Source organism: Parabacteroides sp. An277 (genome assembly GCF_002159645.1).
GTDB lineage: Bacteria > Bacteroidota > Bacteroidia > Bacteroidales > Tannerellaceae > Parabacteroides.
This window is the reverse complement of sequence record NZ_NFJB01000021.1, coordinates 1-19092: the sequence shown is the minus strand read 5'-3', so window position 1 is coordinate 19092 and position 19092 is coordinate 1. Positions and strand designations below refer to the sequence as shown.

The following is a 19092-nucleotide window of genomic DNA, read 5'->3' as shown; positions in this document are numbered from 1 at the left end:
TGAATTTATGTAGAGGAATATAGACAATGAGATTATCAGAGCTTCGCACAGGAGATAAAGGGGTTATTGTGAAGGTGATGGGGCGTGGCGCATTCCGCAAACGCATCATCGAGATGGGTTTTATCCGTGGTAAGGAGGTAGAAGTCGTGCAGAGCGCGCCGCTTAAAGACCCTATCCATTACCGGGTGATGGGATATGACGTTTCGCTCCGCAGGCAAGATGCAGGGCTGATTGAGGTCGTAAGTGCCGCCGAATATGCCCGCGAACAGACCCAAATAGCCGCCAAAGAGGAGGCGTTTGTCGAGCCTTCCGATGAAGACTTGCGTGCGATGGCTATCCATAAGGGGCGTACCATCAATGTCGCGTTGGTAGGAAATCCGAATTGCGGCAAGACCTCCCTATTCAACTTTGCCTCCGGGGCGCACGAACGAGTGGGAAACTACAGCGGTGTGACAGTAGATGCCAAAGAGGGAACCTTCAAGCAAAGCGGTTATACGTTCCGCATCGTCGACCTGCCAGGGACCTATTCGCTCTCGGCCTATACGCCAGAAGAGCTCTATGTGCGCAAACAATTGAATGAGAAGGAACAACCGGATGTGGTCATCAATGTGATAGATGCCTCCAATCTTGAACGGAATCTTTATCTGACGACGCAACTCATCGACATGGACGTGCAAATGGTCATCGCCCTCAATATGTACGACGAGTTGGAACGGGCTGGGAATAAGCTGGATTATGAATCGTTAGGACGGATGATAGGTTGCCCTATCGTGCCCACGATTAGTAAGACAGGCTTTGGCATCAAGGAGTTGTTCGAGCGCGTCATCAAAGTCTATGAAGAAGAAGACCCTACCGTCCGTCATATCCATATTAATTATGGTGATACGCTGGAAAAGGGTATTACCCATATTAAAAATGCCATCCAGAAAGCCGATGCCGACTTGCCGAAGAGTATCTCGAAGCGTTATCTGGCTATCAAGCTTCTGGAGCGGGACAAAGAGGTGGAGACGCAGATACAGCATCAGGAAGGAGGGGCACAAATCCTTGCCGAGCGAGATAAGAACTCGGTGCATATCGAGAGCTTGCTTCAAACCGATTGCGAGACGGCGCTTACGGATGCCCGTTATGGCTTTATCCAGGGAGCTCTCTGTGAAACCTTCGAACAGAACAAGATACGTGAAGCCTCGAAGACGCAAATTATTGATATGCTATTGACACACCGCGTGATGGGATTCCCATTCTTTATCCTTTTCATGTGGCTGATGTTTGAGGTGACGTTCCGTCTGGGAGAGTATCCTATGGGATGGATAGAGAGCCTGGTGGAAGTCATTGGTAACTTCGTACGAGGCACGATGGCCGACGGTCCTTTAAAGGATTTGCTCGTCGACGGTATTATTGGTGGAGTAGGAGGTGTGATTGTCTTCCTTCCGCAAATCGTTATCCTTTATGCCTTTATTTCCTTTATGGAGGATTCGGGCTATATGGCGCGAGCCGCTTTTATCATGGATAAAATCATGCACAAGATGGGGTTGCATGGAAAGTCCTTTATTCCGTTGGTTATGGGCTTCGGATGCAATGTGCCGGCGGTAATGGCCACGCGGACGATTGAAAGTCGCAATAGCCGGATGATTACGATGCTAGTCACACCGTTGATGAGTTGCAGTGCTCGATTGCCTGTCTATGTATTGATTACGGGTGCACTCTTCCCTCAACATGCAGGGAGTATGCTGCTCTTGCTTTATGTGACGGGTATTGTCATGGCGGTTATTCTGGCTCGGGTATTCAAGCGCGCCTTTTTCCGCGAAGAAGATGTGCCATTCGTGATGGAACTTCCTCCTTACCGGATGCCAACCGGCAAATCCATCCTTATCCACATGTGGGAGAAAGCCAAACAATACCTGCACAAGATGGGAGGTATCATTCTGGTTGCTTCTATTATTATATGGTTCTTGGGTTACTTCCCACGAGAGACGAGCCATACGCCTCTTTTCGAACAACAACGGACCGCAATAGAAAATGCCTCGATAAGCGAGGGCGAAAAGGCGCAACGGATAACGGACCTCGAAGCGCAAATTGCCATTGACCATCAAGAAAACTCTTACATCGGCCGTATAGGCCAGGCGATATCGCCCATTATGGAACCGCTCGGGTTCAATTGGAAAATAAGCGTTAGTTTGCTTTCCGGTATGGCAGCCAAAGAGATAGTCGTAAGTACCCTGAGTGTGCTATATACCGGAAGTGATGCCGAGGAGCAAGCCTTGTCCGAACGTTTGCTGGAGGAACAAAATCCGGATGGAAGCCATGTGTTTACTCCCTTAGTTGGACTTAGCCTGATGCTTTTCGTCTTGCTCTACTTCCCGTGCATAGCCACGGTCGTAGCTATTAAAAATGAATCCAATTCGTGGAAATGGGGGTTATTCGTAGTAGGTTACACTTGTGTCCTAGCTTGGATTGTTTCATTCTTGGTCTATCAAATAGGAAGTCTAATCATTTAACATAAGTGCATTATGTGGCAAGAAATCATTCTCTTTCTAATTGGTATAGTTGTTCTTATTTACGTAGGGAGAAAACTATATGGGATAGTAAAGCATTCGAAAGATATACAGTGCAAATGTGGGTGTGGGGAGTGTTTAATGAAAAAGAAAAAATAGATAAACATTTTCCCAATTGATAGGCTTTTGCTATATTTGCAAATCATTCAAAGAAATGCAAGCATGAAAAGGAATAACGGGTATATGCTACTTTTTCTCGTTCTCGTTTTTCTACAATATAGTTGTAATCGAGACAAAAGTCGAGAATATTTTGTACAAAATACAACGGAAACATTGGCTTATTTGAACGAGATTATGTATGGGTCGAATAATGAAGGTGAGATAAGTGCCTTGAAAGGTAGTCAGTCGTATGAGCGGTTCAAAATAGTTCATATTTCGGATGTGCATTTGTCCAGTTTTACCGCAGACAATATGTATGATAATCCCACGAACTTAAAACAAGCGGTTGCGTTCGCTAATTTGAGTGAATCCAAAATCAATGCGCTCGTGGCAAGTGGAGATTTTATCAATACAACCGAGGAAGACGATAAACAAACCGCTGCTCAATACCTGAATGCCTTCGCCGCTACATTTTTTTCCTTCCAAAATGCGGTACCTAGTTTCTTTTGTATAGGAAACCATGATACAAACATGTTGAGTGATCGCCCATCCAATTATTTGGATAAACAAGACTTGCATTCGATTCTGTTTGCCCATTTGAATTACAATTATCATCAACAACCTGGAGAAAATTATTATTATGCCGATGTTCCTGAAGCAAATGGCAATATTATTCGTTTTATAGCGTTAGATAATACAGATCAAGAAGGAATTGAGTATAATTCTTTGCATGTCTCTTGTATTACGCAGAAACAAGTGGATTGGTTGGTTAATGTAGCATTAAAAGAAAATATGACAGAAAAACATTCCGTAATTGTATTGAACCACTATCCTTTACAACCTTATTCAAAGGATGGTAGTACTTATATGTGTGCAGGTGTGCATCAGTATAAAGAGACGTTGGTACCCTCTATTATAAATGCATTTATCCAGAAGAAGAAAATGAACGGCATTTATCATACCGCTGTTTCTCCCTCTAATACAATAATCGTAGATGCTGATTTTGAAAATAGTAAAGGGAATTTTATTTGTTATTTGGGTGGGCATGCTCATACACCTGCTCATTTTGAAGTAGCTCATGAAGAAGGTACTCGTCCGAAACAAATCATGCTTTTGGCCAACACTCTTTCTCCGGATTTGCAAAACGATAATTTTGGTTATGTCGCGAGAGATAAGAATGATATAAATAGTAATAGCTTCAGTATATATGCTATTGATACCAGTGAGAAGAAAATCTATATCACCTATTTTGGTGCCCATAAAGGTGCATCCGTTGAATCTATTTCATATAAATAAAGTGTATGCTTCAGAAATTTATCGATAATACATTTTACTATCTTTTTGTATTCACGCTAATCTTTGGAGTCGTATTCTATGATGCGCTTGGCTTGAATTTTGTAGATGAATTATGTGCTATCGCCTTATGTGGGTTATATGCTTATTATGTGTTTCATACGCCAAATTGGTCTGTTAATAAATTATTTATGATTACATTGGGCGTTTTCCTTTTTTATTTGGTTTATTCTTTTGCTATTAAGTGTAATACGAAGGCTGCTATATTGTCTGATTTTATTATTCAATTAAAACCATATTTGGCTTTCTTTACAGTGTATGCTTTCAAACCAGTATTGAATCAGCAAATGAAGAAAAATATACAATTGTTGGCGATTGTGTTTTCGTTTTATTTATTGATTGTCGGGATAATCTCTCTCTTTGATTTAAGCGTATTACATGTATTGCTTACACATCAGTCTCGATTAGCTACAGCTGCAACTATTATGGCTTTGTTGTATTTGTATTGTAGTAATTATACATTAAAAGATAAGTTGATATTTCTGTTATTGTTAGCAGTAGGATTATTATCCGGAAGGTCGAAAATGTACGGTTTTTTTGTATTGGCTGCATTTTTGGTCTTTTATATTAATAATGAGTTTAGGTTAAAAATCAATATGAAGAATATTGTGATATTTGCTTTTGTAGTTGCTGCAATTATTTTTGTGGTATGGGATAAACTATATTTTTATTTTGTACAAGGAGGATTGGGAGATGCACGCAATATGCAAGATTATTATGCTCGTGCAGCTTTGTACTATTTTTCTATAGATGTATTTCGTGATTATTTCCCTTTGGGTTCAGGTTTTGCTACATATGCGACATATACTTCCGGAGAATATTATTCCCATATTTATAATGATTTGGGTATGGATATATTGCATGGATTGACGAAAAATGACCCACGTTTTATTGCTGATACTTATTATCCAGCACTTGCCCAATTTGGAGTAATAGGTTTCTTTTTATTCTTTTTGTTTTGGCTCGCTATAGCTAAAAAAGCAATAAAGCGACTCCATGAAGGATGTATAAAAAATTTTGCTCTTAGCATTCTTATTATTCTTTTTTTTCTGATAGAATGTACAACAGATGCCACAATTACACATAATAGAGGATTATTTATGATGATGTTATTAGCTTTGTCGTTTGTAGATTCAACTAGTAATAAACAATTGAATTTTAAAATTGTAAGAAATGAGAATTCTTATAGCAAATAAGTTTTATTATAACCGTGGAGGAGATTGTGTAGCATCTTTGGCATTGGAAAAGTTATTAAAGGAAAAGGGGCATAATGTAGCTTTTTTTAGTATGCAACATCCTTTAAATTATTCTTCAGAGTGGGAAAAATATTTTCCTTCATCAATAGATTTTCAGACAAAAAAACTGAGTGGGAAAATTGTGGCTGCAATTCGTATGTTCTATTCTGTAGAAGTAAAGAAGAAATTTATAGCTTTGCTTAAAGATTTTAAGCCAGATGTAGTGCATCTTAATAATATACATTCCCAGTTGTCTCCTTTAATTGGTGAAATTGCACACAATAATGGAATAAAAGTTGTTTGGACTTTGCACGATTATAAATTGATTTGCCCCAATTATACTTGTTTGCGGAAAGATCAGACTTGTGAATCTTGTGTTTTTACGAGACATACCTATAATGTGTTACGGAATAAGTGCATGAAGAATAGTTATTTGGCCAGCTTGTTGGCTTATGGGGAATCTTTAGTATGGAATAAAAAAAGAATTATTAGGAATACGGATTGTTTTATTGCACCCAGCCATTTTTTTGCAGATTTAATGTGTAAGGGTGGATTCTCTGATACTAATATAAAAGTAATTCCAAATTTTACAAATAGAAATTATCCACAAGTGACAATAAAAGATTCATATTATTGTTATGTGGGTAGATTATCTGAAGAAAAGGGGTTGCGAACCCTTATTAAAGTTGCAAAGAAATTGCCTTATAAATTAGTTGTCATAGGTTCTGGACCTATGAAAGATGAGTTTTCAAATACTGAAAATATAGAATTTGTTGGATTTAAAGAATGGAATGAAATGGTTCCAATTCTTCAAAAAGCGAAATTTATAGTAGTTCCATCTGAGTGGTATGAAGTGTTTGGTTTGGTAAGCATTGAAGCCCAATGTTTAGGTACTCCAGTTTTGGGAGCTAATATAGGAGGTATACCAGAAACAATCAATGTTCCAAAAAGTGGTTTACTTTTTGAATCCAGAAATGAGGATGATTTGAAAGAAAAAATTGTACAAATGTATCAGACTTCTTTCGATTATCAACAAATTAGTAGAGATGCGCAAGAACGTTTCTCTGCTGATAAGTATTATGAAGAGATTATTAAATTATACGAACAATAAATTAAGCAATACGAGATATGATACCTTCACCTACAGATATGTGTATTATTACAACGTATCGTTGTCCGATGCGTTGTAAAATGTGTGATATTTGGCAAAATCCTACCGAAAAGAGTAAAGAAATTCAACCGAAGGAGTTGGAAATATTACCACATGTCAAGTTTGTAAATATAACGGGAGGCGAACCCTTTATTCGAGAAGATTTGGATGAAATAGTGGAAGTTTTATTTACAAAGTCTCCGCGTGTGGTTATTTCTACTTCTGGATGGTTTGAAGATCGTATTATCAAATTGGCAGAAAAATTTCCTCATATAGGTATTCGTGTCAGCATTGAAGGTTTATCTCAAAAAAATGACGAACTAAGAGGAAGACAAGGGGGATTTGATAAGGGGCTTCGGACTCTTCTTATTTTGCGGGAAATGGGAATAAAGGATATCGGATTTGGTATTACTGTATCAAATAATAATTCGGCCGATATGTTATCTCTTTATCATTTGGCCAAACAACTAAAAATGGAATTTGCTACAGCTGCTTTTCATAATTCATATTATTTCCATAAATATGATAATCAGATAACCAATAAAGAGGAGGTTATATCTAATTTTGAGAAATTAATTACTTTGCAATTGAAAGAACATTCTCCCAAGGCTTGGTTTAGGGCTTTCTTTAATAATGGGCTAATTAATTATATTGAAGGGAATAGACGCATGTTGCCTTGCGAGGCTGGATTAGTAAACTTTTTTGTGGATCCTTATGGCGATGTGTATCCTTGCAATGGATTGGAAGAAGCATATTGGAAAGAAAGCATGGGAAATATTCGCCAAGTACAATCTTTTAAAGAAATATGGGAAAGTAAGCAGGCCGAAAAAGTCCGGAATCTGGTCCGAAAATGTCCTAAGAATTGTTGGATGGTAGGAACTGCTGCCCCTGTCATGAAAAAATATATTCGCCATCCTTTGCAATGGGTGATGAAAAATAAATTGCATAGTTTGCTTCATCAACCGCTTTGTTTAGAAAGAAAATGGTATGACGTAGGACAGGATCCGGAGCAAGGAAACTTACAAAAGTTATCGGAAAAATGAAAATTGTAGTTGTCGGTTTAAGAGGCTTTCCCCATATACAAGGTGGAATTGAAACGCATTGCGAAGAATTATATCCTCGTATTGCAAAATTAGGCCATGAAGTCGTTGTGATAAGAAGAAGCGGATTTGTGAAAGAAAATCCTCCATTGTCATCTTATAGGGGGGTTCAGTTCAAAGATATTCCTTCTCCTATGATCTCTGGCCTGGAAGCGGCCATTCATACTTTAAAGGGTATTCTTTATGCAAAAAAAGTGCGTGCGGATATTGTGCATATCCATGCCATAGGGCCGTCTATTGCCATCCCTCTGGCCAAGTTATTGAATCTGAGAATTGTCATGACTCATCATGGACTTGATTACGATCGAGAAAAATGGGGCTTTTTGGCTAAGTCTGTATTAAAGCTGGGCGAATTTTTTGCTGCGTTATGGGCAAATCAAATCATTGCTATTTCCACCATCATTACTACTACCTTGGCTAAGAAATACAACCGTAAAAAGAATGTCCATTTAATCTATAATGGCATTACCTCTTTTCCTGAAACAAATTCAATCTCTTATCTGGACGAATTAGAGATTCAACCCGGGAAATATATTTTGGGGGTAGGGCGTTTTGTGGAAGAAAAAAGATTTGACAAACTGATAGAGGCTTATATCAAATTGAATCGACCGGAATATAAGCTGGTTATTGCAGGTGATACTGATTATCATTCAGCTTATGGTTGTTATTTGAAAGATTTCGCGTTAGAAAATCAAGTCATATTGCCCGGAATTGTAAAAGGCGAAAAATTGAAGCAACTTTATTCGAATACGGCCTTATTCGTGTTGCCTTCCTCGCATGAAGGATTACCAATTACGCTATTAGAAGCCATGAGTTGCCAACGAAAAGTATTGGCAAGCGATATACTAGCTAATAAGGCAATAGGGCTACCTGAAGAAAATTATTTTCAAACCAATAATTTGCAAGATATGATTTCGCATATTCAAACTTTGTTGGACAACGGACAAGAAAAACAAGAATATGATTTATCCCAATATAATTGGGATTTGATAGCGCAACAAGTAGAAAAAGTATATAGAGAAGCAGTATCCTAAATATTATAATGAATATACCAAAGCTTAAGATATCCATTATTGTTCCCGTTTATAATTCAGAAGCTACATTGGGAAGATGTATTCAGCGAATTGTAGAGCAAAGTTATCTGAATTGGGAGCTGATATTGATAGATGATGGAAGCATAGATCATTCTCGCGCAATATGTGAAGAAGCTTGCCGGAAGGATATGCGTATTAAGACGATTTATAAAGAGAATGGAGGGGTAAGTTCTGCCCGGAATGCTGGATTAGAAAAAGCTACTGGCGAATGGATTGCATTTTGCGATAGCGATGATTATGTCGAGGAGCATTGGTTACAAAATTTCGTTGAAGTAATTAAGCGAAAAGATGCTTCGGAATTACTGTTTGTTCAAAAAATAAGGGTATACAAGCAAGGTGTTTTTGAGTCGGTTTATTATGAAAACGAGCAAGGACTTATCCCTACGAGCGAGTTTCTATTAGGTCATTTTGGCTTTGTATGGAATAAGATATTTAAAAAAGAAATACTTGAACAACATCAGATTCGTTTTGATGGGCATATTCATTTGTTTGAAGATGAGGTATTTGTCCTTCAGTATTTATCGTGGATGAAAGGTGTTTTTATAACGATAAACGAGGCCGAATATAACTATGAATGGCCAAATTATAGTCATAAATATCGGCATGACATAAATGATATATATACCCAGCTACGATTATACCAATTAGCTAAAGGTATCTTGTCGTCCACGAAGGAAGACTATCGCGTTTTGATATATAAGTTTCTCAATCGGTTGTTGGTTAAGACCATACAAGCTAAAACCTACCAAGGACGCATAGACGATAGTCTTCTTCGGTCAATTATTTCCGCTATCCGGAAAGACATTATCCATGTGCTACGGCGTACGTTCTTCCCGCTTAAGTTTCTTTTTGTTACATCCAATTTATCTATCTGGAAAGCGGCATTCGGCGGATATGCTTTCTTGGTCCGCCGTAATCTATTGCGATTATAACAGGAGCAATTTTAGTTTTTGTTTTTATAAGTCTTTCTTTGGAAAGAGGTGGAAGGCTTGTAATTGCAAATGTAAGCTTCTCGCAGTTTGCAGGAGGTTTGCAATCGCAAATGTAAGTTTCGTGCAGTTTGCAGGAAGTTTGCAATCGTAATTGTAAACATCGCACAATTGGGAGGGGAGATTTACCATTTTACGAAAAGCTTAAAACCAGCAACGGAAGATGGACATTAGGTGGGTTTTAAGGCTTTTTCTAAGAAACTTTTTGAGCATTCTTGCAGAGATGCCAACAATTGATTAGGCGTTGTATAATCTATTTCCGATAATATAGCCTCAGATTCCTTTTGGATGAGCCGTCCGGATAAGGAAAGTCTGTTTAATAGGGCGGATGCGCGCGTGTCTATATTTTCATTCACTTTTACCGTATAGAAAGGACGATTGAAAAGGATGGAGAAAGCAGTTCCATGAAAAGAGGTTGTTACGACGAAAGAGGCATGCTGGAAAAGACCGACGAACTCTTCCGGCGAAGCGCATTGGTACTTGGATTGATGTAGCAAACTTAATTTTGATTTTAATTCGATTACTTTCCCTTGGATTTGCTTGGCAATTGAAAGGGCGATTTTGTAGACCTGTTCGTTCTTTTCTACTTGATAAACTAGCACGTACGGACTCTTTATTGGGGGATTGACGGCTATTTGGTCCCATTGGGATTGGGTTAGCAAGAAGGTTGGATCGACCACAACCTCAATGTTTTTCCCCGTTAGAGGAGATAAAGTGCGTTTCAAAGAGTCTTCCCGTACGCTGATTGCATTAAAACTTCTCAAAGCCTCTTTGCAATAGTTTTTTTCCATGTCATTCAAGGTGGTTTTTCCCATGCTAGCAGCATATGAGATATTTCGTTTTCCTTTGGCCACTTCAAACCCTGCAAAATAAACTATATCAAAACCTCTTAATATTTTAGGACTCCAAATTTGGTCGCTTCCATAGATAAATGCGTCATAAGCGCATGACGCGCTGTTCAAATCGAGTTTGTCCAGCGATAACTTTTCATGAATGAAACGATTAAAATTTCGATAACGTTTCCAAGAGGCTGGAAATAACAACAAGCGAGACAACAGGGTTTTAAACGAATGAAAATCGCCAATGTCGAACGGTTTATAAAAAGACTTTATTGTTTCGGGACAATAATCAATTATATGCACTTCCAGTCCCTTCGATTTTAAATAGGTTTGTAAAGCATAGGCTTGCAACACAGCGCCGTAATTGTGAGCACAATGAAATGTAAATATTCCTACTTTCATTTCCGAATGATTCTTTTGATAATTTGTTTGATTTTTCCCTTCAACCGCGATAATTTATAACGGATGCCTTGGTCTCCATATCTGCGCAATACAAAAGCAAATCCTTTTTGTTGGTAATCTTTCCAAAATGCCGCATAGAGGGGTGAAAAAAAAGAGGGATGTTGTAAATTGGGTTGCAGGCATTGGTCTATGGTCGTGGAAATGACATGGATTTCTGGAAGGACCGCTTCAAATACCCTTTGTCCCTTTTCAGAATTTACCAAGACCAAAGAACAGCCCATATTATCTTTATTAAAATCGCTGTTTACTTTTTCCCATCCCCAAAAATCAGCTAAAGTAATATCGGAGGGACGTTGGGTATTAGTATATTTACATACAGCGCACGATGGACGAAACATCAAATGCTTATAAAATAAATCCGTAAACGTGTGAGTAATGATTTTCTTCCCATTTTGAAATATAAAAGACTCATAATGGGCAGCCCATCCTTTGACTTTGTCTCGGAAATTCACTTGTTCAATAGTGTAATCCATTTTTTGTTCCATATAATTCAAATATTCATCCCATAACAAAGGACTGGGTACGCCATGGCATACGATATCACAGATCAATAGTTTCTCGCTATTTTTCTTGTTAATAAAAGACCTCAATCCTGCAGTTTGACAAGGTGTGCCTACAAACAGGACATACAAACCTTGCTGTAAATCCCCCTTAATCTGATGAAAAATGCCGTCTAAGTCGCTTTGCACATATTTAGAGCCTTTCAGTTCTTTGCAATCATCCCGATTGGTAATGCGTTTATGAACAGCTCGAAAATGTGTCGCATACCCTACGCCATATACCACTCCATTATTCCGGAAGATGTAGTCCGATAAAGCGATGAACATAGCTCCGCTTCGACTACTTTTTATTTCTTCCATGTTTCGATGTCGTACGGCATAAGCAAAAGGTACTACGAAATTATTTGATTTGTCGTAATTATTGTGAAACGCACATACTTTTTCGCATAATCCACAATCTGTGCAACGATTTGTATTGACTATGGGATATTTGAACCCCATTTCGTCTATTGCCATCGAAATGGCATTTTGTGCACAAATGCTGGCACATGCTGTGCAACCGCAACAATCTTGCTTATTGGAAATGTGTATCATTTGAATCGTTGTTTAACCAAGTTTATTTGAGCATGAATCCATGCCCGCTCGACCGTTGAACATCCTATGAAATAGATAATAAGTAATGTGCTGGGTACACTGATAATGCAGACCAACAAGAAGCGCCATATACTGGATTCCAATCCGTAGAAGGCAAGCATGGGGCATATCAATGAGCCCGCAGACACCAGGCAAATGTTGCCTACTACTTTTGTTAGGTAATATTCAGTAGACAATCCAATCATTTTTTTTAGAAAGAAAATACGTACAAATAGATTTACAATGGAGATAACAATCGCAATTATCATCGTTACTTCTGGCTTACCTCCCATTCGCAATGCAATATAAGATAAAGGGAAATTCATCATTTGTAATCCGCCGACGATGATTTGATAATTTCGGATGCGTCCTGTGGCTAGCATAGCAGTAATCAATGTGCCAGACAACGATTCGCAGAGCGCCAAAATTAAAATTAAACGCACGAAATGAATGGTATAGTCAGGTACAGTATGTAGCCACAATGATAATATTGTTTCTGTCTCAATTAAAACTGGAATGGATAAGAATAACAAAAGATAAAAAGAAAATCGCGCACCTTGTTGTACCAAGGTCCTCATGTAGGAAAAGTCTCCAATAGCATATGATTTGGTAATTTGGGGATTCAAGGCGGTCATGAAATTCGCAATGAAAGCACCAATAGCTGTATTCACTTGTACGGAAATAGCACGTGCCGCATTCACTGCGGGACCACAAAATAGGTTAAGGACGATGTTAACTCCTTGGTCCTTAAAAACGGCGGAAGCGACACCAATTGTATTCCATCCTGCGAATTTCATCATCTCTTTCCACAAGCTTTTGTCAAAAATCTGTTGGTAGGTACTTTCCTCAAAATGATGTTTAGAATACACGGTATAGGTGAGACGAACGATGAGAGCGACTAACAGTAAAAGAATGCCATATATGACCAGCTTGTCGTACGAATCGATATACATGAGCAAAAATACGACGCTCAACTTCAATACAACTTCCAAAATACTGATATAGGCGAAGAATTGCATTCGTTCATGAGCGATAATTAATGCATTATAGGGAATGCTAATCAGATTGACGATAAAGGTCAGGATGGAACATTGCAGTACCCAATTGGCGGCAGTTAATCGTTCGGCGGGAATGACCATTTTGTGATTTAGGAACCAAACGCCGATAATTTCAGATAAAATCAGGATAAGTAAAGAGATGGCTACTTGGATATTAATAGCCGTTGAGAAAACCTTTTGCAGTTGGGATATGTTTCCTTTGCCTAATTCGAATGTCAAGAAACGACTAATGGATGAAGACAATGAACCGGAAAATAATGAAAACATGGCTACGATACCTCCTACCACATTGTAGATGCCAAAATCTTCTACGCCTAACGTTTGTAGAATGATACGTGATGTGTACAAAGATACCACCATGGTACACAGCATTCGCACATACAACAACAATGTGTTTTTGGCAATCCTTTTATTATTGTCTTCTTGCATAAAGTACCTGTTAGTTTGTTGTAAGATCGTGCAAAGATACAATAAATACTTCTTTCATATTCAAAAATAAACCTATAACTTTGCGCTCAAAAGGAATAGGTATGACAAAAGTATCTGTAATCATCCCGGTTTATAATGTAGTTCCATTTTTGAATGAATGTTTGCGTAGTATACAGGTGCAAACTTTTTCTGATTATGAGGTTTGGCTTATCGACGATGGCAGTACGGATAATTCCTCCTTAATATGCGATGAATTTGCAGCTCGAGATAAGCGTTTCCATGTAGTACATAAACAGAATGGGGGCGTCAGTTCTGCGCGAAATATTGGATTGGATAAGGCTGCAGGAGAATGGATTTGTTTTGTAGATGCAGATGATACGGTGGAGTCGAACTATCTCTCTGCATTGTATCGATGGGTTACTCCCCGAAAAGACTTGCTTATCATACAGGGATTTAATACGATTTTGCCTGATAATCGGCGTGTAGCCAAAGATTTTGTGACCCACTTGTACGAGGCGTCTGAGGTGTATAAAACCTTCCATGATTTGCATATCAATCGGTGTGGCTTCCCTTTTGGCAAACTGTATAATGCAGAAATTATTCGGCAACACCACCTTCGTTTTGTTGAATCTATTCATTATGCGGAAGATGTGATGTTCATGTTGACTTATTTAACCCATTGCTCTGCCATTCAAACGGTGGAGGGAATGAATTATAATTATTATGTACGGGAGAATATACTGTCTTTGTCCAAAAGAATATTTGTATTTGAATCGGAATATGCCTGTTATCAACTTTACTTGGAACGTATAGAGGAGTTGAAGCAACGTTTCAATCTTCCTGAAACGTCTTTATGGAAAGTTTATAATGTGATTTCTGAATATTTAATACGTCGTTCTATTGGAGCTTTATACCGGAAGCAAACACGCAAACCCAAGCAGGAAAGGTTAGTTATTTTGAAAAGCTTGACTCCTGCGCAATTGGATTTTCTGCATACCTACTATAAAGAATGTAGTTGGTTTCATAAACTGACCGTGTGGTTGTTACAGAAACATTATTATTATCTTTGTGACGTTTTTAACTGCTTAATCGCACAAGGTCGTTCGATTGTAAAATAGTATATTTATATGACATTAAAAAGAATTACGTTGGCTGAGTGCCATCAGGAATTATTGCGCATTGCCACCATATTCGATCAGCTTTGCCAAAAGCATCATATTCCTTATTACATGCTGGGTGGAACTATGTTGGGAGCTATTCGGCATAAAGGTTTCATACCGTGGGACGATGATATGGATTTTGGAATACCACGGCCCTATTTTGCTTCCTTTGTCGCACTTGCTGAACAGGAATTACCTGTCCGGTACAAGCTAATATCAAGCAAAAACTCGTTGGCATTAAAAAAAGGCTTCGTTAAAATTCAATTGGAAGGAAGCAAACTAATTGAAAAGGTATTTGGCGAGCAGACGGAAAGCTTTTATAATGGGATTGCAATTGATATTTTTCCATTGGATGGCGTGAATATGGCTTCTTGGAAGAGTAAAGCCCGTGTCAAACTAGCATTTTTGTTATTGCGTATTCAAGAGGGGCGGTTTTGTTCTTTGTCGATTCGGAAAGGGATAAAGAAAACAATAGCTTATTGGATAAAAAAACTACCTATCAATGACGAACGTTTAGCTGCTTACATCGATAAGCTGATTCAAAAAGAGGCGTATGAGAGTGCTTCACAAGTCGTTAATTTTTATGGACATTGGAAAGAAAGGGAGATTATTGATAAGATGATATTCAATACGCCTACGCTCTATCCTTTCGCGCATCTTTATCTGAAGGGCGTTGAAAATTATGATGCCTATTTAACTGCTTTGTATCATGATTATAGAAAATTGCCGCCGAAAGAAAAACAAATCACGCATGCGGATGAATTTTACATCGATATGCCCAGTCCTTCTATTCAAGAAGGCTGAATAATTTTATTCAGCCTTCTTGAATAATGCGCTTCAGTTTCTCTTATTCTTCTTAACCAATTCAGCTTTCAAATCATTCCAAATCGAGCAGAATAACCATTTAGCAGAAAGCCAACCCACCGATACGACAAATGTAAACAGTATAATACCGATGGCTGCAAACAATTTGCGAGGAGCTACGGGAGCGGTTTTTACATACGGCGCATCGATAATACGAGCTCTTTCTTTTCCTTGTCCTATAGCTAATTCTATTTCTTCTTTCTTTTGCAAAAGAACCAAGTAAACACCTTGGTAGATTTCCTGTTGGCGTTTCAAATCCACATAAACCCGTTCCTGTTGCGGGATTGCACCCATTTTGTCTATGAGCATTTGCTCTTTTTTCTTTAAGTCGTTGCGTGTCAAATCCAAACCCTTCTTCGTGTTATCAATCATTTTGTATACACTTTCTCGCATACCGTCTGCTTGTACCGAGAGAGCGGCCACCAAGGGATTGTTTTCACTTGAGTTTTTAATCACCCTTTCGCGTTCTATCAATATTTGATTGTAGGCCGACAAATCGCCCGTAGTTTCTCCTTCAGAGGGGGAATACAACGAAGGGACTAATTTGTACTTGTTGTCGGGATTGTGCACGAATTCATCCATCAAATCAACCAAATGCATTTGCGCCTCTAATTCAATTAATTTAACTTGAAGCTCCTGCATGGCAGCCGCATACATTTGTACGTCATACTCAACGATGGTCATTTTGTTCTTGCTTTTGTATGCTTCGATTTGCACTTCGATTTTTTCCAAGTTGTTCAAAACGGAATTCAAGCGCGACATGATGAATGAGAGGGACTTGTCTCCCAATTGTTTTTTATAATTCTCTGCTTGGGCATTGTAGCAAGCAATCAATGTCGACAATATATCTTTAGCTCGTTGTTTTTCATAATCCAGATATGTCATTTGTAATACATTAGAAGATTTAGAATAATCTTCTACGACAAACTCCTCTATCAAACCTTCTGCTACACTAATAGGTGACCGCACTTCTGCTTCTAACTTGAACGCCTGGTTCTTCAAGCTATCAGCTGCATACGCAATCGTCAGCGGGTATTTGTCTATCTGTATCGTAGCGGGAAGGGTAGCTAAATCGAAGGACGCTTTTACGCTTTTGAAGGTGCCTTTCTTTATTTTTGCATCGACATGTAATTGACCTGAGGTCTCATGACGCATGTTCAATTCGATGGTATGTTCTAAATTTACCAACGTAGCTGAATCGCAAATTATCTTTAAGGGTTCGGTGCCATAAAGACGATACCCAAACGTGAAAGGTTCCATGTAATCTACATAAAGTCCTAACTCGACGACCATTTCCCGGACGGTTTGGTTGGAGGTCAATGTCACTAATTCGTCGTCCAAATTGACGGTAGACGAAGCTGTATTACTGATGCCAAATGACTTCATTAAACCAGCTGCTTCTCCTAATCCGAAACTATTGGAAGAAAAAGAATCCTTATCGTCTTGCAACAATATTTGTGCCGTCGTCTCATACGTTGTAGGATAAATGACGAGATACAAAATAGCCCCGACGAGCGATACTAATGCCGCTCCTCCTATTAATTTCCAATGCGATAAATAGCTTATAAATAAGGAGCGCAAATCAGCTGTTTCATTATCTTTGATATTTTCCATACTATTTTGTAATTGCTAATATGACGGTTGTTACTACTGATATGGCACTTAAGATAGAAGAAAACACAGTAATGCTATACTGTTGTGCCTGACTATAACGGGCATTTCGCTTTTTAGCATCATTAGGTTCTACATAAACTACATCGTTCTGACGTAAATAAAAGAAAGGAGAAGAAAATATAGACGGATTAGTAATATCCAATCTTCCGAATTCCTTTTGTCCGTCATTATCTCGTATCACCAAAATGTTTTTGCGATTGGCATTGATGGTTAAATCGCCTACACGGCCAATTGCATCCAAAATTGTGATACGATCGTTGTAAACTTGTACTGTTCCCGGACGCGCTACTTCCCCCATCATGGTGATTTTATAGTTTACAATTTGCACATTTACATTTGCATCTTTTACGTATTTTGAAATCTCCACTCGCAACTTTTCGTTTAATTCCTGCTTAGAAAGTCCCGCCACATGGATTTTACCTAAAACTGGAAAATTGATATTTCCTTCTTTATCTACTAAATAAGTCTGTAGTTGTTGTGATAGTTGTATTTTTTCTTCCCCTTCTGCTGCATACGCATATACCGGAGGATTGAAAGGTGTTACGACCGTGGCATCCCATGCTGTAACAGTTATACTTAGTCGGTCATCTGGACAAATCTGGGATGAATAATTCTGGTTCATTAACTCCACTTGTTCGACGGAAAGGGAATCTATCCCTTGAAAATAGGCTACATCCTTAGGAACAGAACAAGATGTCCCTAATAGTAGAATCAAACAAGCGCAAATTGCAACTAATTTAATGTTCATAATGTTCATACTCTTCATTTGAAGTGCAAAGATACTTAATTTTTTTCTATGAATAAAAACTACGCATTTATAACGATGCATTCTTCTTTTTATTGCTGCATGTCTGAATTAATAGTCTTTCTTTTTTAGGTTTCAATTTTTATTTGTACGTTTGTCCCAAATAATAAGATGTTATGTTGCAGATAGGGAATTATAATACGTTGAGAGTCGTAAAGCTGGTTAGCTTTGGTGTTTATTTAGATGGCGGAGAAGGGAAGGAGATTCTGCTTCCGACACGGTATGTGCCAAAGGGGGTGAAGGTTGATGATGAAATCCAAGTGTTTATTTATCATGATAATGAAGGGCGGTTGATTGCCACAACTTTACGCCCGAAGGCGGTGGTAGGTGAATTCGCTTTTATGCGGGTTAAATCTGTTAATGATACTGGAGCTTTTTTGGATTGGGGATTGATGAAAGATTTACTGGTGCCTTTTAAGGAACAAAAAATGACGATGCGTGAGGGGAAATGGTATTTGGTATATGTGCATTTAGATCATTTGACAGGGCGTATTGTGGCATCAGCTCGTATTGAAAAGTTTTTGGGTAATGTACCGCCTGTCTACCAATTGAATCAAGAAGTGGATTTATTAGTTGCTGATGATACGGAAATTGGCTATAAGGTCATTGTGGATAATTTACATTGGGGAATGATTTATCATAACCAAGTGTTTCAGCGTCTGGAAAGGGGTGAACATTTGAAGGGTTATGTAAAAGAAGTCCGTGAGGATGACAAGCTAGATATCAGTCTTCAGCCTTTGGGATATCAGAAGATAGATGGTATATCTCAGCGTATTCTTAATGCTTTGCAAATGAAAGAGGGTTTTCTTCCAGTGCATGACAAAAGTGATCCGGAGGAAATCTATTCACTTTTTAGGTGTAGTAAAAAGGCTTTTAAGCAGGCTATAGGTTCCTTATATAAGCAGCGTTTGATTACTATCGAAAAGGAGGGCATCCGTTTGCTCCCGATTTCTTTATAGTATATAGTTATGGTGTGCGGGGAATATAGGCTCAGTAGAAATTTAGTGGGGATATGCATATAGTTTTGCAATACGGAATAAGAAGAACTTCTTGTCTGCAACCCCTCTGAGGTTTGCTCTGAATAGTTTGATTTTAG

At 38.4% G+C, this 19092-nt stretch carries 15 protein-coding genes; 10 read left to right on the top strand and 5 right to left on the bottom strand.

The genetic code is table 11. From position 1 onward, the window contains the following. Positions 1 to 26 precede the first annotated feature (26 nt). The 7 genes from feoB (at position 27) to B5F77_RS09555 (ending at position 9515) form a co-directional block, all read left to right on the top strand. On the top strand, positions 27 to 2495 hold the full coding sequence (gene feoB / locus B5F77_RS09585; protein ID WP_087330200.1) for a ferrous iron transport protein B: 2469 nt from the start codon (positions 27 to 29) through the stop codon (positions 2493 to 2495). Positions 2496 to 2834: 339 nt separating this feature from the next. Continuing rightward, positions 2835 to 3947, top strand: coding sequence for a metallophosphoesterase (locus B5F77_RS09580; RefSeq protein WP_162607979.1), 1113 nt, complete (start codon positions 2835 to 2837; stop codon positions 3945 to 3947). 5 nt (positions 3948 to 3952) lie between these two features. Beyond that, a complete protein-coding gene (locus B5F77_RS09575) occupies positions 3953 to 5200 on the top strand; it encodes a hypothetical protein (protein ID WP_087330196.1) in 1248 nt (415 codons plus the stop codon). After that, the gene (locus B5F77_RS09570; protein WP_087330193.1) at positions 5178 to 6350 is read left to right on the top strand and encodes a glycosyltransferase; all 1173 of its coding nucleotides are present in this window, start codon (positions 5178 to 5180) and stop codon (positions 6348 to 6350) included. The genes B5F77_RS09575 and B5F77_RS09570 overlap by 23 nt, the downstream gene beginning before the upstream one ends. 17 nt (positions 6351 to 6367) lie before the next feature. Next, on the top strand, positions 6368 to 7432 hold the full coding sequence (locus B5F77_RS09565; protein ID WP_204244963.1) for a radical SAM protein: 1065 nt from the start codon (positions 6368 to 6370) through the stop codon (positions 7430 to 7432). After that, positions 7429 to 8523 carry a glycosyltransferase family 4 protein gene (locus B5F77_RS09560; protein ID WP_087330189.1) on the top strand — a complete coding sequence of 365 codons (1095 nt, stop codon included), beginning with the start codon at positions 7429 to 7431 and terminating at the stop codon, positions 8521 to 8523. Before B5F77_RS09565 ends, B5F77_RS09560 begins: the two co-directional genes overlap by 4 nt. 8 nt (positions 8524 to 8531) lie before the next feature. Then, on the top strand, positions 8532 to 9515 hold the full coding sequence (locus tag B5F77_RS09555) for a glycosyltransferase family 2 protein (RefSeq protein WP_087330187.1): 984 nt from the start codon (positions 8532 to 8534) through the stop codon (positions 9513 to 9515). A 227-nt stretch (positions 9516 to 9742) separates the two neighbouring features. On the opposite strand, the gene B5F77_RS09550 is transcribed toward B5F77_RS09555, so the two are convergent. The 3 genes from B5F77_RS09550 to B5F77_RS09540 are packed head-to-tail and all read right to left on the bottom strand — an operon-like array spanning position 9743 to position 13493. Next, a complete protein-coding gene (locus tag B5F77_RS09550) occupies positions 9743 to 10813 on the bottom strand; it encodes a polysaccharide pyruvyl transferase family protein (protein ID WP_087330185.1) in 1071 nt (356 codons plus the stop codon). Continuing rightward, positions 10810 to 11967 carry a Coenzyme F420 hydrogenase/dehydrogenase, beta subunit C-terminal domain gene (locus tag B5F77_RS09545; RefSeq protein WP_087330183.1) on the bottom strand — a complete coding sequence of 386 codons (1158 nt, stop codon included), beginning with the start codon at positions 11965 to 11967 and terminating at the stop codon, positions 10810 to 10812. Before B5F77_RS09545 ends, B5F77_RS09550 begins: the two co-directional genes overlap by 4 nt. Beyond that, positions 11964 to 13493, bottom strand: coding sequence for an oligosaccharide flippase family protein (locus B5F77_RS09540; RefSeq protein ID WP_087330181.1), 1530 nt, complete (start codon positions 13491 to 13493; stop codon positions 11964 to 11966). Before B5F77_RS09540 ends, B5F77_RS09545 begins: the two co-directional genes overlap by 4 nt. A 101-nt stretch (positions 13494 to 13594) precedes the next feature. On the opposite strand from B5F77_RS09540, the gene B5F77_RS09535 reads away from it, so the two are divergent. Together B5F77_RS09535 and B5F77_RS09530 are read left to right on the top strand one after the other, a co-directional pair. Next, positions 13595 to 14611, top strand: coding sequence for a glycosyltransferase family 2 protein (locus B5F77_RS09535; RefSeq protein WP_087330179.1), 1017 nt, complete (start codon positions 13595 to 13597; stop codon positions 14609 to 14611). 9 nt (positions 14612 to 14620) lie between these two features. Continuing rightward, positions 14621 to 15457, top strand: a complete 837-nt coding sequence (locus B5F77_RS09530) for a LicD family protein (RefSeq protein WP_087330177.1) — start codon at positions 14621 to 14623, stop codon at positions 15455 to 15457. Between the two features lie 33 nt (positions 15458 to 15490). Here B5F77_RS09530 and B5F77_RS09525 read toward each other — a convergent pair whose 3' ends face one another. Both B5F77_RS09525 and B5F77_RS09520 read right to left on the bottom strand, forming a co-directional pair. Continuing rightward, positions 15491 to 17131: a GNVR domain-containing protein gene (locus B5F77_RS09525; RefSeq protein ID WP_087330175.1), complete on the bottom strand. Its 1641-nt coding sequence runs from the start codon at positions 17129 to 17131 to the stop codon at positions 15491 to 15493. Between the two features lies 1 nt (position 17132). Continuing rightward, positions 17133 to 17939: a polysaccharide biosynthesis/export family protein gene (locus tag B5F77_RS09520; RefSeq protein WP_087330295.1), complete on the bottom strand. Its 807-nt coding sequence runs from the start codon at positions 17937 to 17939 to the stop codon at positions 17133 to 17135. 173 nt (positions 17940 to 18112) lie between these two features. Here B5F77_RS09520 and B5F77_RS09515 point away from each other — a divergent pair, with 173 nt between their 5' ends. Further along, positions 18113 to 18955, top strand: a complete 843-nt coding sequence (locus tag B5F77_RS09515) for a S1-like domain-containing RNA-binding protein (RefSeq protein WP_087330173.1) — start codon at positions 18113 to 18115, stop codon at positions 18953 to 18955. Positions 18956 to 19092: the final 137 nt, after the last annotated feature.

Coding starts and splice junctions, on each gene's coding strand:
- B5F77_RS09540 (WP_087330181.1), bottom strand. CDS start 13,493: ATGCAAGAAGACAATAATAAAAGGATTGCCAAAAACACATTGTTGTTG.
- B5F77_RS09545 (WP_087330183.1), bottom strand. CDS start 11,967: ATGATACACATTTCCAATAAGCAAGATTGTTGCGGTTGCACAGCATGT.
- B5F77_RS09515 (WP_087330173.1), top strand. CDS start 18,113: ATGTTGCAGATAGGGAATTATAATACGTTGAGAGTCGTAAAGCTGGTT.
- B5F77_RS09570 (WP_087330193.1), top strand. CDS start 5,178: ATGAGAATTCTTATAGCAAATAAGTTTTATTATAACCGTGGAGGAGAT.
- B5F77_RS09550 (WP_087330185.1), bottom strand. CDS start 10,813: ATGAAAGTAGGAATATTTACATTTCATTGTGCTCACAATTACGGCGCT.
- B5F77_RS09575 (WP_087330196.1), top strand. CDS start 3,953: ATGCTTCAGAAATTTATCGATAATACATTTTACTATCTTTTTGTATTC.
- B5F77_RS09530 (WP_087330177.1), top strand. CDS start 14,621: ATGACATTAAAAAGAATTACGTTGGCTGAGTGCCATCAGGAATTATTG.
- B5F77_RS09535 (WP_087330179.1), top strand. CDS start 13,595: ATGACAAAAGTATCTGTAATCATCCCGGTTTATAATGTAGTTCCATTT.
- B5F77_RS09525 (WP_087330175.1), bottom strand. CDS start 17,131: ATGGAAAATATCAAAGATAATGAAACAGCTGATTTGCGCTCCTTATTT.
- B5F77_RS09560 (WP_087330189.1), top strand. CDS start 7,429: ATGAAAATTGTAGTTGTCGGTTTAAGAGGCTTTCCCCATATACAAGGT.
- B5F77_RS09565 (WP_204244963.1), top strand. CDS start 6,368: ATGATACCTTCACCTACAGATATGTGTATTATTACAACGTATCGTTGT.
- feoB (WP_087330200.1), top strand. CDS start 27: ATGAGATTATCAGAGCTTCGCACAGGAGATAAAGGGGTTATTGTGAAG.
- B5F77_RS09555 (WP_087330187.1), top strand. CDS start 8,532: ATGAATATACCAAAGCTTAAGATATCCATTATTGTTCCCGTTTATAAT.
- B5F77_RS09520 (WP_087330295.1), bottom strand. CDS start 17,939: ATGAACATTAAATTAGTTGCAATTTGCGCTTGTTTGATTCTACTATTA.